A 13,374-nucleotide genomic window follows, 5' to 3' on the forward strand; every position below is an offset into this window, starting at 1 on the left:
AGCCTCGAAAAAAACACTGGTCCATCGTCGGAACGCTGTCAACGTCGATTCTGAGGTATTTTGATGTCCTCGTGAATTTTTTTCGAGCTCCGGAATAAATAATGACAGCCAAGGCCGGTTCTGCCAGTATTTGACGGTCGTCGGGATCCTGGGGAGAGAACGCGGCGACGGGGAGGATGCGAGAAACATGTCGGTCGGAATCCGCCACGATGATTTGCGCCGACGCAACCGGGCGATGGTGATCGCGGCCGTGCGCCGTGCCGGGCAGCCCTCGCGCACCGAGATTGCCGCGACCACCGGGCTCAGCCATTCCACCATATCGGCGATCTCCTCCGACCTGATTGGCGAAGGTATCCTGGCGCAGAGCAAGCCGAGCGAGGCCGGTGCGCTGAAACGCGGCCGGCCGCAGGTCGGCCTCAGCCTCAACCCTGAAGCCGCGGCGGTGATGACCGTTGTGCTGTCGCTGAATTTCCTCTCCGTCGCAGTCATCGACTATGCCGGCCAGGTGATATCTGAGGAGCAGCGCCGGCTGGACACGCTGACCCTGTCGCGCGAGGCGCTGATCGGCGAATGCGTGGCCATCGTCAGGCGGCGGTTCGAGGATCCCGACCTCGACGTCGGCAGCATCGCCCGTATCGCGCTGGCGATCCAGGGCATCACCGACACGGATGCGCGCACCATGCTGTGGTCGCCGATCACGCCGCAGACCGACATCGCCTTCGCCGACATACTGGAGGCCGAGTTCGGCATTCCCGCCACCATGGAGAACGATTGCAACATGATGGCGGTGGCGCTGCGCTGGCGCAATCCCCAGCGCTACCGCGACGACTTCATCGCCATACTTTTGTCGCACGGCATCGGCATGGGCCTGGTGCTGAAGGGTGAACTGTTCACCGGCACCCATTCATCCGGGGGCGAGTTCGGCCACATGATCCATCGCCCCGGCGGGGCGCTCTGCCGCTGCGGGCGGCGCGGCTGCGTCGAGGCCTATGCCGGCAACTATGCCATCTGGCGCAACGCGAGGCAGCTTGGCGAGGACACCGAGCCCGTCGACGTCAGCGACGCCGACATGCGCACCCTGGCGGCCTCGGCGCGCGAAAAGGACGGGCCGGAGCGCGAAGCCTACCGCAAGGCCGGCGAGGCGCTGGGTTACGGCCTTGGCAGCCTGTTTGCGCTGATCGATCCGGCGCCGGTCGCCATGGTCGGCGTCAGCGCCGCCGCCTTCGACCTGATCGAGCCGGCTCTGCGCGAGGCCATTGCCCAGACCGCCGGCGGCCAGCACTCGAAATCGATTTCCTTCGACACCGAGCCGAACGAACTGCCGCTGATCCGCGAGGGCTGCGCCATGCGCGCGCTAACCTTCGTCGACCAGGAAATTTTCGCGCCGGGGGCACAGGCGAAATCAGGCATAGGCGAGAACGTTGCGTGACATATCCCTAGTCTTCGCGGATCGCGTACCCCGCGCCCCGAATGGTGCGGATCACGTCAGGCATGCGGCCGTTGTTGACCGCCTTGCGCAGCCGGCCGACATGCACGTCCACGGTGCGCTCGTCGATATAGATCGTTTCGCCCCAGACATTGTCGAGCAGCTGACTGCGCGAGAACACGCGGCCCGGATGTCGCATCATGAATTCGAGCAGGCGGAACTCGGTCGGCCCGAGCCGGATCTCGCTTTTCTTGCGGTAGACCCGGTGCGATTCACGGTCGAGCACGATGTCGCCAACCTTGAGCACGCTGGACAGAACTTCGGGCTTGGCGCGGCGCAGCAGCGCCTTGACGCGTGCCATGAATTCCGGCGTTGAGAACGGCTTGACCAGATAGTCGTCGGCGCCGGTGGAGAGACCGCGCACCCGGTCGCTTTCCTCGCCGCGCGCCGTCAGCATGATGATCGGCAGCCGCTCGGTCTCGGGCCGCATCCGGAGACGGCGGCAGAGCTCGATGCCGGACACCGCCGGCACCATCCAGTCGAGCACAAGAAGGTCAGGGACATTCTCCTGCAAGCGGATCTCGGCTTCGTCGCCGCGCGTCACCACCTCTACCTGATAACCCTCCGATTCCAGATTGTAACGGAGCAGCACACCCAGCGGCTCCTCGTCCTCCACCACCATGATGCGTGGCGCGATCATCGACTGGTCACCCCTGCCGTCAAGCCGCTGGCGCCGACATCGCCGTCTCGTCCTGCTTCGGGCGATTGGCGGGCAATTGCGTGCCGGTCAGCACATAATAGGCATTTTCGGCAATGTTGGTCACGTGATCGCCGATGCGCTCGAGATTCTTGGCGCAGAACAAAAGATGCGTGCAGGCGGTGATGTTGCGCGGATCCTCCATCATGTAGGTCAGCAGCTCGCGGAAGACCGACGTGTATTTGACGTCGATGCGTTCATCGTCGGCGCGCAGCTTCGCAAGTGCCGCGGCATCGCGCGCCGCATACTCCTCGATCACGCCTTGCACCTGGATCAGCACAAGCTGCGCCATGGCGTCGATGGAGTGCGACAGGTCGCGCGGCGTGGCGGCAAGGCCGACGGTGCCGACGCGCTTGGCGATGTTCTTGGCGAGATCGCCGATGCGTTCGAGATCGCCGCCCATGCGGATCGAGCCGACGACATGGCGCAGATCGTCCGCCATGGGCTGCCGCTTGGCGATCAGGGTGATGGCGCGGTCGTCGAGTTCGCGCTGGCGCGCATCCATGATCGCGTCGTCGGAGACGACGCGCTGGGCGAGCGCGTTGTCGGAATTCAGGAGCGCCTTGGTCGCGCCGCCGACCATCGATGAGGCGAGATCGCCCATGTCGCGGATCAGCCTGCTGATCTGTCCGAGATCTTCGTCAAAGGCTGCGACTGTGTGTTCGGCCATGATCTTGGTCCTCGTATGCCTGGGATCAGCCGAAGCGGCCGGTGATATAGTCCTGCGTGCGCTTCTCGCGGGGCGACGTGAAGATCTTCTCGGTGCGGTCGAACTCGACCAGCTCGCCCAGATACATGAAGGCGGTCTGCTTCGACACGCGCGCCGCCTGCTGCATGTTGTGGGTGACGATGACGATCGTATAATCGGCCTGCAACTCGTCGATCAGCTCCTCGATCTTGGCGGTCGACAGCGGATCGAGCGCCGAGGCAGGCTCGTCGAGCAGGATGACCTCCGGCTTCACCGCCACCGTGCGGGCGATGCAGAGGCGCTGCTGCTGGCCGCCCGAAAGGCTGAGGCCGCTGGCGTTGAGCTTGTCCTTGACCTCGCTCCACAGTGCCGCGCGCTTCAGCGCCTGCTCGACACGGCCGTCCATCTCCGCCTTGCTGAGCTTCTCATAGAGCCTGACGCCGAAGGCGATGTTCTCGTAGATCGACATCGGGAACGGCGTCGGCTTCTGGAACACCATGCCGATCTTGGTCCTGAGCAGGTTGAGATCCTGCGAACGGTCGAGGATATTCTGGCCGTCGAGCAGCACCTGGCCCTCGGCGCTCTGCCTCGGGTAAAGCTCGTAGATGCGGTTGAAGACGCGCAGCAGCGTCGACTTCCCGCAGCCCGAAGGCCCGATGAAGGCGGTGACGCTGCGCTCGGGCAGCGACAGGCTGATATCCTTCAGCGCCTTCGACTGGCCATAGTAGAAATTGAGGCCCTTGACCTCGATCTTGGCTTTCTCGACCGCGACTTCGGGCGTATTCAACTCGGTGGACAACATCGGTTTCATCTGTCCTCTCTGCGTCCGGTAAGGCTGCGGGCGAAGATGCTCAGCCCGAGAACCGTAAGGGTGATTATGAGTGCGCCGGTCCACGCCAGCTGCTGCCATTCCTCGTAGGGGCTGAGAGCGAACTGGAAGATGGTGACGGGCAGGCTGGCCATTGGGGCGTTGAGATTGCTCGACCAGAACTGGTTGTTGAGTGCCGTGAAGAGCAGCGGCGCCGTCTCGCCGGAAATGCGGGCGATGGCCAGCAATATGCCGGTGACGATGCCCGACAGCGCCGCACGGTAGGCGACCGAGTGGATGACCACCCAGCGCGGCGCGCCGATCGCGGCGCCGGCCTCGCGCAGGGCGTTCGGCACCAGGTTGAGCATGTCCTCCGTGGTGCGAACGACGACCGGGATGACCAGGATGGCCAGCGCGACGGCACCGGCGATTGCCGAGAAATGTCCCATCGGCCGCACCAGCAGCTCGTAGACGAACAGGCCGACGATGATCGAGGGTGCCGACAGCAGGATGTCGTTGATGAAGCGCACGACGGTGGTGAGGCGCGAGAAGCGGCCATATTCGGCCATGTAGGTCCCAGCGAGGACACCGATCGGCGTGCCGACGATGACGGCGATAACTGTCATCATGATACTGCCGTAGATGGCATTGAGCAGGCCGCCGGCATCGCCGGGCGGCGGTGTCATTTCGGTGAACACAGAGAGCGAAACACCCGACAGGCCCTTATAGAGCAGTGCGCCGAGGATCAGCGCCAGCCAGGCCAAGCCGATGCCCGCCGCCGTGACGCATAGCGTCATCATCACGGCATTCCTGCGCTTGCGTCGATTGTGAAGCGATGTGGCCGTCGACATCGGTCAGGCTCCCGTGCGGCTGTCCATGCGCAGCAGCATGTAGCGCGCAAGGGCAAGGATCAGGAAAGTGATGACGAACAGGATCAGGCCGAGCGCCACCAGCGAAGACGTATAGAGATCGCCGTCGGCTTCGGTGAATTCGTTGGCGATGGTCGCCGAGATCGTCGTGCCGGGCGCGAACAGCGAGGCGCTGATGCGGTGGGCGTTGCCGATGACGAAGGTTACCGCCATGGTTTCGCCGAGCGCGCGGCCGAGGCCGAGCATGACGCCGCCCATGATGCCGACGCGGGTATAGGGGATGACGACGCGGCGCGTGACCTCCCAGGTCGTGCAGCCGATGCCGTAGGCCGATTCCTTCAGCACCGCCGGCACCGTGTCGAAGACATCCTTGGTGATCGAGGTGATGAAGGGCAGGACCATGATGGCAAGGATCAGCGCCGAGGTCAGAAGGCCGATGCCGTAGGGCGGGCCGGCAAACAGGCTGGAGAGTCCCGGCACGTCGTGGAAAAGCTTGATGATGAAGGGCTGCACCGTCGTCTGCAGGAATGGCGCGAACACGAACAGGCCCCAGATGCCGTAGATGATGGAGGGTATGCCGGCAAGCAGCTCGACGGCGATGCCGATGGGGCGCCGGAGTGGCCGCGGGCAGAGTTCGGTAAGGAAGATGGCGATGCCGATGCCGATGGGAACGGCGATCAGGATGGCGATGGCGGCGGTGACGATGGTTCCGTAGATCGGGGCCAGCGCTCCGAAATTCTCGGTGACCGGGTTCCACGATTCGGTCGTCAGGAAGGAGAACCCGAATTTCGACAGCGCTTCCCACGAGCCGGCAAACAGCGAAATCGCCACGCCGCCGAGGATGAGCAGGACGAGGATGGCGGAAAAGCGTGTCGCCGTCCGGAAAATCGTATCGGTGAGCGCGAAGCGTCGGACCGTCGCTTCCCTGGCCCGCATGGCGGCCGACGATGGCATGGCTTCGGAGACGGCGGTCATCTGGCCCTCGCGTTTCAAGGAAGACAGGGAGGGCGCCGTGAAGCGCCCTCCTCGTTCAGCAGGGATTACATGGCGGAATAGAGCGGCTTGCCGTCTTCGCCGACGATGTCCTTGGCCCACATGTCCTCGACGCTCTTGACGACCGCGTCGGGGATCGGAACGTAGTCCAGCGCCCCGGCCATGTCGTCGCCCTTCGCGTAGGACCAGGCGAAGAACTTGAGCGCTTCACCGGTCGCCGCCACGTCGCCGGGCTTCTTGTAGACCAGAATCCAGGTCGCCGACGTCATCGGCCAGGATTCGGCGCCCGGCTGGTTGGCCAGGATGACGCCGTAACCAGGCTGCGAGCTCCAATCGGCATTGGCCGCCGCCGCCGAGAACGCCGCCGCCGTCGGCTCGACCTTCTTGCCGTCCTTGTTGATCATGTCGGCATAGGTCAACTTGTTCTGCTTGGCGTAGGCGTATTCGACATAGCCGATCGAGCCACCGGTCTGCGAGACGTTGTTGGCGACGCCTTCATTGCCCTTGGCGCCGATGCCAACCGGCCATTCGAGCGCGGTGTTGACGCCGACCTTCGACTTCCAGTCGGCGCTGACGTCGGCCAGGTAGTAGCTGAAGTTGAACGTGGTGCCCGAACCGTCGGAGCGATGCACGACGGCGATCGCCTGGTCGGGAAGCTTGACGTCGGGATTGAGCTTGGCGATCGCCGCGTCGTTCCAGTTGGTGATCTTGCCGACGAAGATATCGGCCAGCGTCGGGCCGTCGAGCACCAGTTCGCCCGGCTTGATGCCTTCGAGATTGACGACCGGAACGATGCCGCCCATCACCATCGGGAACTGTGCAAGTCCGGTGGATTCGAGATCCTCGCCCTTCAGCGGCGCATCGGAAGCGCCGAAGGTGACGGTCTTGGCTTTGATCTGCTTGATGCCGCCGCCCGAGCCGATCGACTGGTAGTTGAGACCGATGCCGGTCTCCTTCTTGTAGGCATCGGCCCACTTCGCATAGATCGGGTAAGGGAAGGTGGCGCCGGCACCGGAGATGTCAGCTGCCATTGCCGCGGAAAGGGTGAGGGTGGACGCCGCAGCCATTGCGATCGCAACGGCCGCCGAGCGGATGAAATGTCTCATATGGCCTGCTCCTGTTCGGAAGATGGTCTCTCGGCGCCATTCCTTGCCAGCGCCCGCTGAGGCCAATAGCGTTCGATTATAACAGTCGCATGACAGTTTCGTGTCAGCCCGGTAACGCGTCGCCGGCGCTTGGAAAGGCGATGGCGATTAGCGGCTGCGGCATGGCGCCGGTTTGCCTTCGGGAATCAGGGACTTGCGCTATCCGGCCACCCAAACAGCCATCGGATTCGGCATGGATCGCTGATCTAAGAAAAGCCGGACGGGAGCGCGTTGCTCGAGGCCAGAGGATGTCTTGGCCGGGCCATCGCCAAAAACAGGTCCGTTGGGGTAGATTGACGCTGCTTCATACTGGCGGTCGCTGCTCCCGCCCGTAACTCAAGAGAGAGCGGAAATTCGATGCCGTCATTGTCCCGGCTGGACGCCGGCTTTGATATGGTGCGATCGCACCATAGTCTTGCTCGAAGGGCAGCGGCCGACCCCGACTGATTCTCGCCGCAATCCGGCCGAAGGCGCAAAGTCTATCCCGCGTTGCGCCGGGCCTGGCGACCAGCGCCGACCCAGCGCTCGACCTTTTCGAGCAGGGCCCTGGGGCTGATCGGCTTGGGCAGATAATCATCCATGCCGGCGTCCAGGCAGCGTTCGCGATCGCCCTTGAGCGCATGCGCGGTGACCCCGACGATCGGCACATGCGTGCCGGTTTCCTCTTCCAGCCGGCGGATGGCGGCGGTTGCCTCGAGCCCGTTCATCTCCGGCATCGAGACGTCCATCAGGATCATGCAGGGATTGAGCCTGCCGAATGCGTCCAGCGCCTTGCGGCCATTGCCGACGATCTCGAAACCGTAGCCGGTCTCGCCGAGGATCTGGGTGAAGACCATCTGGTTGACCTCATTGTCCTCGGCCACGAGGATGTCCAGCCGCTGCTCGCCGCCAATCGCGGCGAGCCGGGGCCTGACCGGCGGCGGCTGCAGCAACGCGCGTTGCCCCGACGCAGCCGCTGGCGATGGTTGCGGACCGTTCCCCCCGTCTCCCTCGACAGCAAGCGGCCGGGCGATATCCGTGGCGTGGCGATGCCGCTGGATGGTGGCGACCAGCGTTTCCAGGAGCACCGAGGAGCGTGCGGGCTTGATGAGTTGGGCATCAATGCCGAGATCGCGGTAACTGGTGTTGGCCAGCGACTGGTCGACGGAGGTCAGCATGATGATCGGCGTGTCGGCAAGCCCGGCGGTGTTGCGCACGACACCTGCCATCTCGGCGCCGCTCATCTCGGGCATCTGATAATCGAGCACGACGCAATCGACCGGCACGCCGTAGGCGGCGGCCGCGATCAGCACTTTCAGTCCCTCGGCGCCGCTCTCGGCCGCGCAGGAATCGAAGGTCCATGACGTCATCTGCTCGGTCAGGATGGCGCGGTTGACGGCATTGTCGTCGACGATCAGCACCCGCGCGCCGGTCACGTCCACCGGCATGATGCGCTGCGCGTTCTGTTGTCCGGCCCTGGGCAGCGTGACCGTGAACCAGAAGGTCGACCCCTTGCCTTCGGCGCTTTCCACGCCGATGTCGCCGCCCATCAATTCGACCAGCCGCGAGGTGATCGCGAGCCCGAGCCCAGTGCCCTCATGCCGCCTCGTCGAGGAGGTGTCGACCTGGCTGAATTTCTCGAACACCTGTTTCAGCTTTTCCTCAGGGATGCCGATCCCGGTGTCGGTGACCGAGATCGTCAGCCTGGTTCCGTCCGGCACACTTTCGCCGGTTACGTCGACGAGCACATGGCCTTCTTCGGTGAACTTCACCGCATTGCCGAGCAGGTTGGTGACGATCTGCCGGATGCGGCCGACATCGCCGATGAACAGGCTTTCGAGCCCAGGCTCGATGCGCACGATGAGCTCGAGGTCCTTTTCCTTGGCCCGCGTCGACACCAGCGTCGCCACGTCCTCGATCGCCTCGGCGAGATTGAAGGGGCGGGATCGAGCACCAACTGGCCGGCATCGATCTTGGAGAAATCCAGGATATCGTTGATGATGGTGAGCAGCGCGTTGCCCGATTTGACGATGATGTCGGTGAAGGTCTTCTGCTTCGGATCGAGATCGGATTTGGCCAGGAGTTCGGCCATGCCCAGCACGCCGTTCATCGGGGTGCGAATCTCATGGCTCATATTGGCGAGGAATTCCGACTTGGCGCGGTCGGCAAGTATGGCGCGCTGGCGCGCCTCGCGCAGTTCCGCCTCGCGCAGCTTCAATTCGGTGATGTCGGTGGTCGACCCGATCAGGTAGAGCGACCCGTCGGACGCGATCATCGCGCCCTTGCGGGCGAACTGGTGGCGCACGCTGCCGTCCGGGAGCATCACCGTCTCCTCGACCTCCTGGGTTTCGCCGCTGCGCAGCACCGCGAGGTCGCCATTGACGAAGGCTTCGCCGTCGGGCCCGAAAATTTCGATATCGGTCTTGCCGATCGCGTCCTGCTTGCTGAAGCCGGTGAGATCGCACCAGCCCTTGTTGACGTAGAATTGCCTGAGATCGGAGCGTTTGGCATAGATCGACACCGGCACGTTGTCGATCAGGCTGCGGAACACCTCGTTCTCGCGCATGCTTTCTTCCAGCGCCCGCTCGCGCGCCTTGACCTCGGTGATGTCGGTGCTGGAGCCGACCAGATGCACCGATCCGTCCAGCGCCACCAGCCGGCTCTTGCGCGTCATCAACTGCCGCACCGTGCCGTTGCGATGGGTGACGGGCTCCTCGACCTCCCTGACACTGCCCGTGAGGGCGACCTCGGTGTCGTCCAGGCTGTAGCTCTCTCCATCCCCGTCGCCGAACAGCTGCCGATCGGTGCGGCCGATGACGTCTTCCTTGGCGAGCCCGGTGATCGCGCACCAGGCCTTGTTGACGAACTCGATGCTGAGGTCCTGCGCCTTGATGAAGGCGGCCACGGGCAGTTCGTCCAGCACGTGCCGGAACAGGTCGATCTGCCGCATCGAATCGTGCAGCGCCTTTTCGCGGCTCTTGATCTCGGAGATATCGACACGCACGCCGATGAACGTGCCGTCGTCGGTGCGCATGTCGTAGACCTGGTACCAGCGACCGTCGGGATTGAGACGTTCGAAGGATGAGTATGGCAGGTGGTAGCGGGCGAGGATGCTGTCCAGCCAGCCATCGAGATCGCCATCATAGAGCGCATCGACCTGCGGATCGCCGCTCGAGCGGAAATAGCCGGCCGAATGACCGAGTGCCAGCGCGTCGCGGAAGGTGCGGCCGGGCTGCCACGCCGGCTTCAACGCCGGCAGCGTGTCCTGCATCTTGCGGTTGGCGAAAACGAAATTGTCCTCGCGGTCGTAGATGATCACGGCGGCCGGCAGCGATTCCAGCACGCTGGCCAGGTGTTTGCGGGCGTCCTGCGCCTCGGTCTCACGGCCCTTCATGTCCGAGACGTCGAAGAGGAAGCCGGCCACGTAGTTGCGGCCGCTTGCCATTCTAACGCGGTTCTTCCTGACGACGCGCGAGCGGTTGACGCCGTCGACCTGGAAACTTTCCTCCACCTCGTAAGGCCGCCCGGTCGCCAGCACCTCGCGCTCGCTTTCCTCGAACAGCGCGACCTCGGCGGGCGCGAGAAAATTGCCGCCGGGCTTGCCAAGCATGGTTTGCGGCGTCTGGCCGAACAGGCCCGCAAACGCTTCGTTGACGAAGACGAAGCGCAGATCGTCGTCCTTGACGAAGATCGGATCCTTGACGCCGTTGATCACCGCTTCCGCCAGTCGCGCCTTTTCCAGCGCGTCGGCCAGCTCGGCCTCGCGATCCTTCATGTCGGTGACATCGACATAGGAGATGAGCCGCTTGCCGCCGGCCAGCGGGGCCAGCGACGCAACCAGGGTACGCCCGTCATTGCGCGGCAATTGTCTCGAGCCGGCGACGCCGGCCCTGATCTCGGCCTCGCGCTCGGCGGTATGACGCTGCCAGGCAACGTCGTCGGCGCCGTAGGAATCGGCGGCGCGGCTGGCCTCCATCAACTCGCGGAAGCCCGAGCCGATCCCGGCGCGCTGGGGATCGATTTTCCACAACTCATAGAAGGCCTGGTTGATCACTTCGACACGCAGGTCGGCGTCGAGGACCATGATCCCGATCGGCATCGAATCGACCATCGTGCGAAGGTCGGCAAGGCCTCCCGAAGACGCCTCTTCTTGCTGCTTCTGTTCCAGTTCTTCGAAGGCGGCGGCCAATCCCGTGACATTGCGTCCAATGCCACGGTAGCCCGCAAATTTCCCGTCGTCGTCGAAGCGTGGAAAGCCTGAGGTCAGCACCCAGCGGCAATCGGCGCGACCTCCCTTCAGTTCATAGACGAAGTCACGAAAAGGCCGATGCGCCTGCAGATCTTCCAGATGCATTGCCGCGCTGCGGTTGCCGTTCAGGACCTGCTTCAGGAAATCGAAACGGAACCGGCCGAGCACGGCGGCCGGGTCGATGCCCGTGACCGCCTGGTAATTGTGCGAGAGCCAGGAAAAGCGCAGCTCGGAATCGGTCTCCCAGATCCAGTCCGAGCCCGTCTCGACCAGCTGGCGTAGCATGGCCAAATCCATGCCCGCGGCGAACGAGGCCGCATCGTTCACCGCCATTTCGCCCGACCCACGCTCGCCGCGCACGCCGGCTGTCTCGTTCGCTTCAGCCATGCCGTCCCCACCCCGAATCCAAGGCCGAACCCTCCCTCCGCGGTTCGTCGGCGGAATGTGCCCGAGAGGCATTAACGATCCGCTAACCTTAACGAGCCGTTGCGCACCGGGCCGGCCCTGGCCTGCGCCATTGCGCCCGGTTGTCGGCTGGATCGAAGCCGCGCTATAAACCCGAACAGGGGTGTTGCTGATGTTTGGACGGATTGTGCCTTGCTTGCTGAGCGCGGCGCTGCTTTTCGGCAGCGGCTGTTCGCGCAGCTATGACGGCACCGTCGTCATTCCGCGCCCGCTCGATGCCCGGCGTTTCTGGGACCGGCCGCCGCCCAATGTGGAATACGGGCCGTCCGGAATGGAAAACGGCGCTTTTCCGGCGCCGCCACAACCGCCAACCCGGTTTTCCGAGCGCAGGCCCCCGCCGCGCGCCGCACCGAGACGTCATCTTTCAAGAGTTTCGAGGCCACCTCCGCCGTCCTCCGATGAGGAAAAGCCCCTGGCATGCAGGAATGTCAGCGAACCCGGAAAGAGGGTTCGCATGGTCTGCGACTGATGGGTGCCACCCAAAACTGACCTTGGCTCAGAAACCGGCGCCTACAACCGGGGGCGGATGATCATTCGGCTGGGAAGAAGGCCGGGCCGACTATTCTCACCGGCCGCTTGCCGGCCTCTATCGACTGATGCTGGGCCGCCCCGGAGGCTTCGGCGTCCGCCGCGGGAATTGCCGCGACGCTGCCGAGGTCCGGCTTGGCCGACGGCAAGGGGATGATGGCATTGGTCATGTTTGTGGGCGTTACCGTTCGGGCCCTCAATTCGGCGACCCTGCTGTAGTAGCGTTTTAGGTCACATGCCTTGAAATTGACGTCGTCGCGGTAGCGGAATGCGGTCGGCAGATCGGTGTAGGGCTTGCGCGTGTCGAGAGCGACCATCTTTTCGGTTTCGAGGCTGACGTCGCTGAGCGTATAGAGGTCGACGCCCGGCTCGTCGCAGATGTAGCGGCATTGATCGGCCATATCCTTCACATCGTCGCTGCCGGCGAACTGCGACTTGGGTGCTGGGAAGAAATATCCATCCGAAAGGCGCACGCAGAACAGCATCGCGTTGCCGGCGCCCGTTGCCCTCGCCGCTGGCGCCGCCGCAGACACCGATTGGGTCTTCGCCGCCGCGCGCTTTGCCGCTGGCGCGCAGCCAAGCGCGACAAAGCGTGCCCGCAGCCCCGACATGTCCCGGCCTGAATTGGAGGCCGCAGCGATCTGGCGCTGCACCTCGCTCCTGTTCCTGGCAAGATCGGCGCATGCGTTGAAGAAACCACCGAGGGAATTTTTCGCCGTACACTTGCGCTGCCTCTCGATGCCTTGGATCGCGGCAAGCTGGCGGTGCAACTGGGCGAGCTCGGGGCTCGTGCCGCCGCCACGGCCGGCCGAAGACAACTGATTTTTTATTGCACTGCAACTGTCGGCATAAGAACTGGACATGCCGAGCGCGAGCACGGTCAAGGTGACGAGCGCGATCATCATGGGGGACCAGAAACGGATCATCGGAAGGACGCGGTCATTGTTGCTGAGACCTGGAATGACAACTCTTTCGATTTCGATAAGCTTCCACTAAATGAGTTTCATCTAATCTTTCTAGTCTCCCATGCATTGAGAGACTTGCCTCTAGTTTAATAGAAGAATCCCTGTGAATTCAATATTGCATTTTTATTTCAAGATTGAGACGAACTGCAAAACAATGCAGCCGGACCGACGGCTGGCAGGCCTGCCGGATCACTCCGGCGTTATCGGCATCCGGTCCTGAAACCTTTGCCCGGCCTTTCGCGTTGAAGCGCGAAGGAGAACGCAGATGTCGATCCAGATCACGGTATCGGAACTGACAAGAAATCTTTTTCATTCCCTGGGACTTGACCCGAGGCCCCTGAGCGCCGAGCAAAACCTGCTGCTGGAATGCTATCTGGCCGGGCAAATCCCGGAATCGGCCTGGAACGACTACGTCTTCGAGACACCCGACCTGGCGCGGCACGCTGAGGCGCGGCGTACCAGTCACTGACCGGTGAAGGCGGTGCTGGGCGAGATTGGTTTG

9 protein-coding genes and 1 pseudogene are annotated in these 13,374 nt (G+C 63.5%); 2 read left to right on the plus strand and 8 right to left on the minus strand.

Annotation, left to right across the window (positions count from 1 at the left end; genetic code table 11):
• Positions 1-187 precede the first annotated feature (187 nt).
• Positions 188-1,429 carry an ROK family protein gene (locus ACIU1A_RS25175; protein ID WP_404925540.1) on the plus strand — a complete coding sequence of 414 codons (1,242 nt, stop codon included), beginning with the start codon at positions 188-190 and terminating at the stop codon, positions 1,427-1,429.
• A 7-nt stretch (positions 1,430-1,436) separates the two neighbouring features.
• Here ACIU1A_RS25175 and phoB read toward each other — a convergent pair whose 3' ends face one another.
• From phoB to ACIU1A_RS25215, 8 genes and pseudogenes are all read right to left on the minus strand, one after another.
• Positions 1,437-2,126: a phosphate regulon transcriptional regulator PhoB gene (gene phoB, locus ACIU1A_RS25180; protein ID WP_010911896.1), complete on the minus strand. Its 690-nt coding sequence runs from the start codon at positions 2,124-2,126 to the stop codon at positions 1,437-1,439.
• Between the two features lie 19 nt (positions 2,127-2,145).
• Positions 2,146-2,853 (minus strand): phosphate signaling complex protein PhoU, encoded by a 708-nt coding sequence (gene phoU, locus ACIU1A_RS25185; RefSeq protein WP_404925541.1) that lies wholly within the window; start codon positions 2,851-2,853, stop codon positions 2,146-2,148.
• Positions 2,854-2,878: 25 nt separating this feature from the next.
• Entirely contained in the window at positions 2,879-3,682 is an 804-nt protein-coding gene (gene pstB / locus ACIU1A_RS25190; RefSeq protein ID WP_140500574.1) for a phosphate ABC transporter ATP-binding protein PstB, read from the minus strand.
• On the minus strand, positions 3,679-4,530 hold the full coding sequence (gene pstA / locus ACIU1A_RS25195; RefSeq protein ID WP_404925542.1) for a phosphate ABC transporter permease PstA: 852 nt from the start codon (positions 4,528-4,530) through the stop codon (positions 3,679-3,681). Before pstA ends, pstB begins: the two co-directional genes overlap by 4 nt.
• A gap of 3 nt (positions 4,531-4,533) precedes the next feature.
• Positions 4,534-5,523, minus strand: coding sequence for a phosphate ABC transporter permease subunit PstC (pstC, locus tag ACIU1A_RS25200; protein WP_140517886.1), 990 nt, complete (start codon positions 5,521-5,523; stop codon positions 4,534-4,536).
• Positions 5,524-5,588: 65 nt separating this feature from the next.
• Positions 5,589-6,647, minus strand: coding sequence for a phosphate ABC transporter substrate-binding protein PstS (gene pstS, locus ACIU1A_RS25205; RefSeq protein WP_140517885.1), 1,059 nt, complete (start codon positions 6,645-6,647; stop codon positions 5,589-5,591).
• A gap of 518 nt (positions 6,648-7,165) precedes the next feature.
• A pseudogene (locus ACIU1A_RS25210) lies at positions 7,166-11,301 on the minus strand (PAS domain-containing protein).
• A gap of 608 nt (positions 11,302-11,909) precedes the next feature.
• On the minus strand, positions 11,910-12,833 hold the full coding sequence (locus ACIU1A_RS25215; RefSeq protein ID WP_140816235.1) for a DUF2865 domain-containing protein: 924 nt from the start codon (positions 12,831-12,833) through the stop codon (positions 11,910-11,912).
• 304 nt (positions 12,834-13,137) lie between these two features.
• Here ACIU1A_RS25215 and ACIU1A_RS25220 point away from each other — a divergent pair, with 304 nt between their 5' ends.
• A complete protein-coding gene (locus tag ACIU1A_RS25220; RefSeq protein ID WP_140517882.1) occupies positions 13,138-13,341 on the plus strand; it encodes a hypothetical protein in 204 nt (67 codons plus the stop codon).
• Positions 13,342-13,374: the final 33 nt, after the last annotated feature.

Source organism: Mesorhizobium maamorense, assembly GCF_044998965.1.
GTDB lineage: Bacteria > Pseudomonadota > Alphaproteobacteria > Rhizobiales > Rhizobiaceae > Mesorhizobium.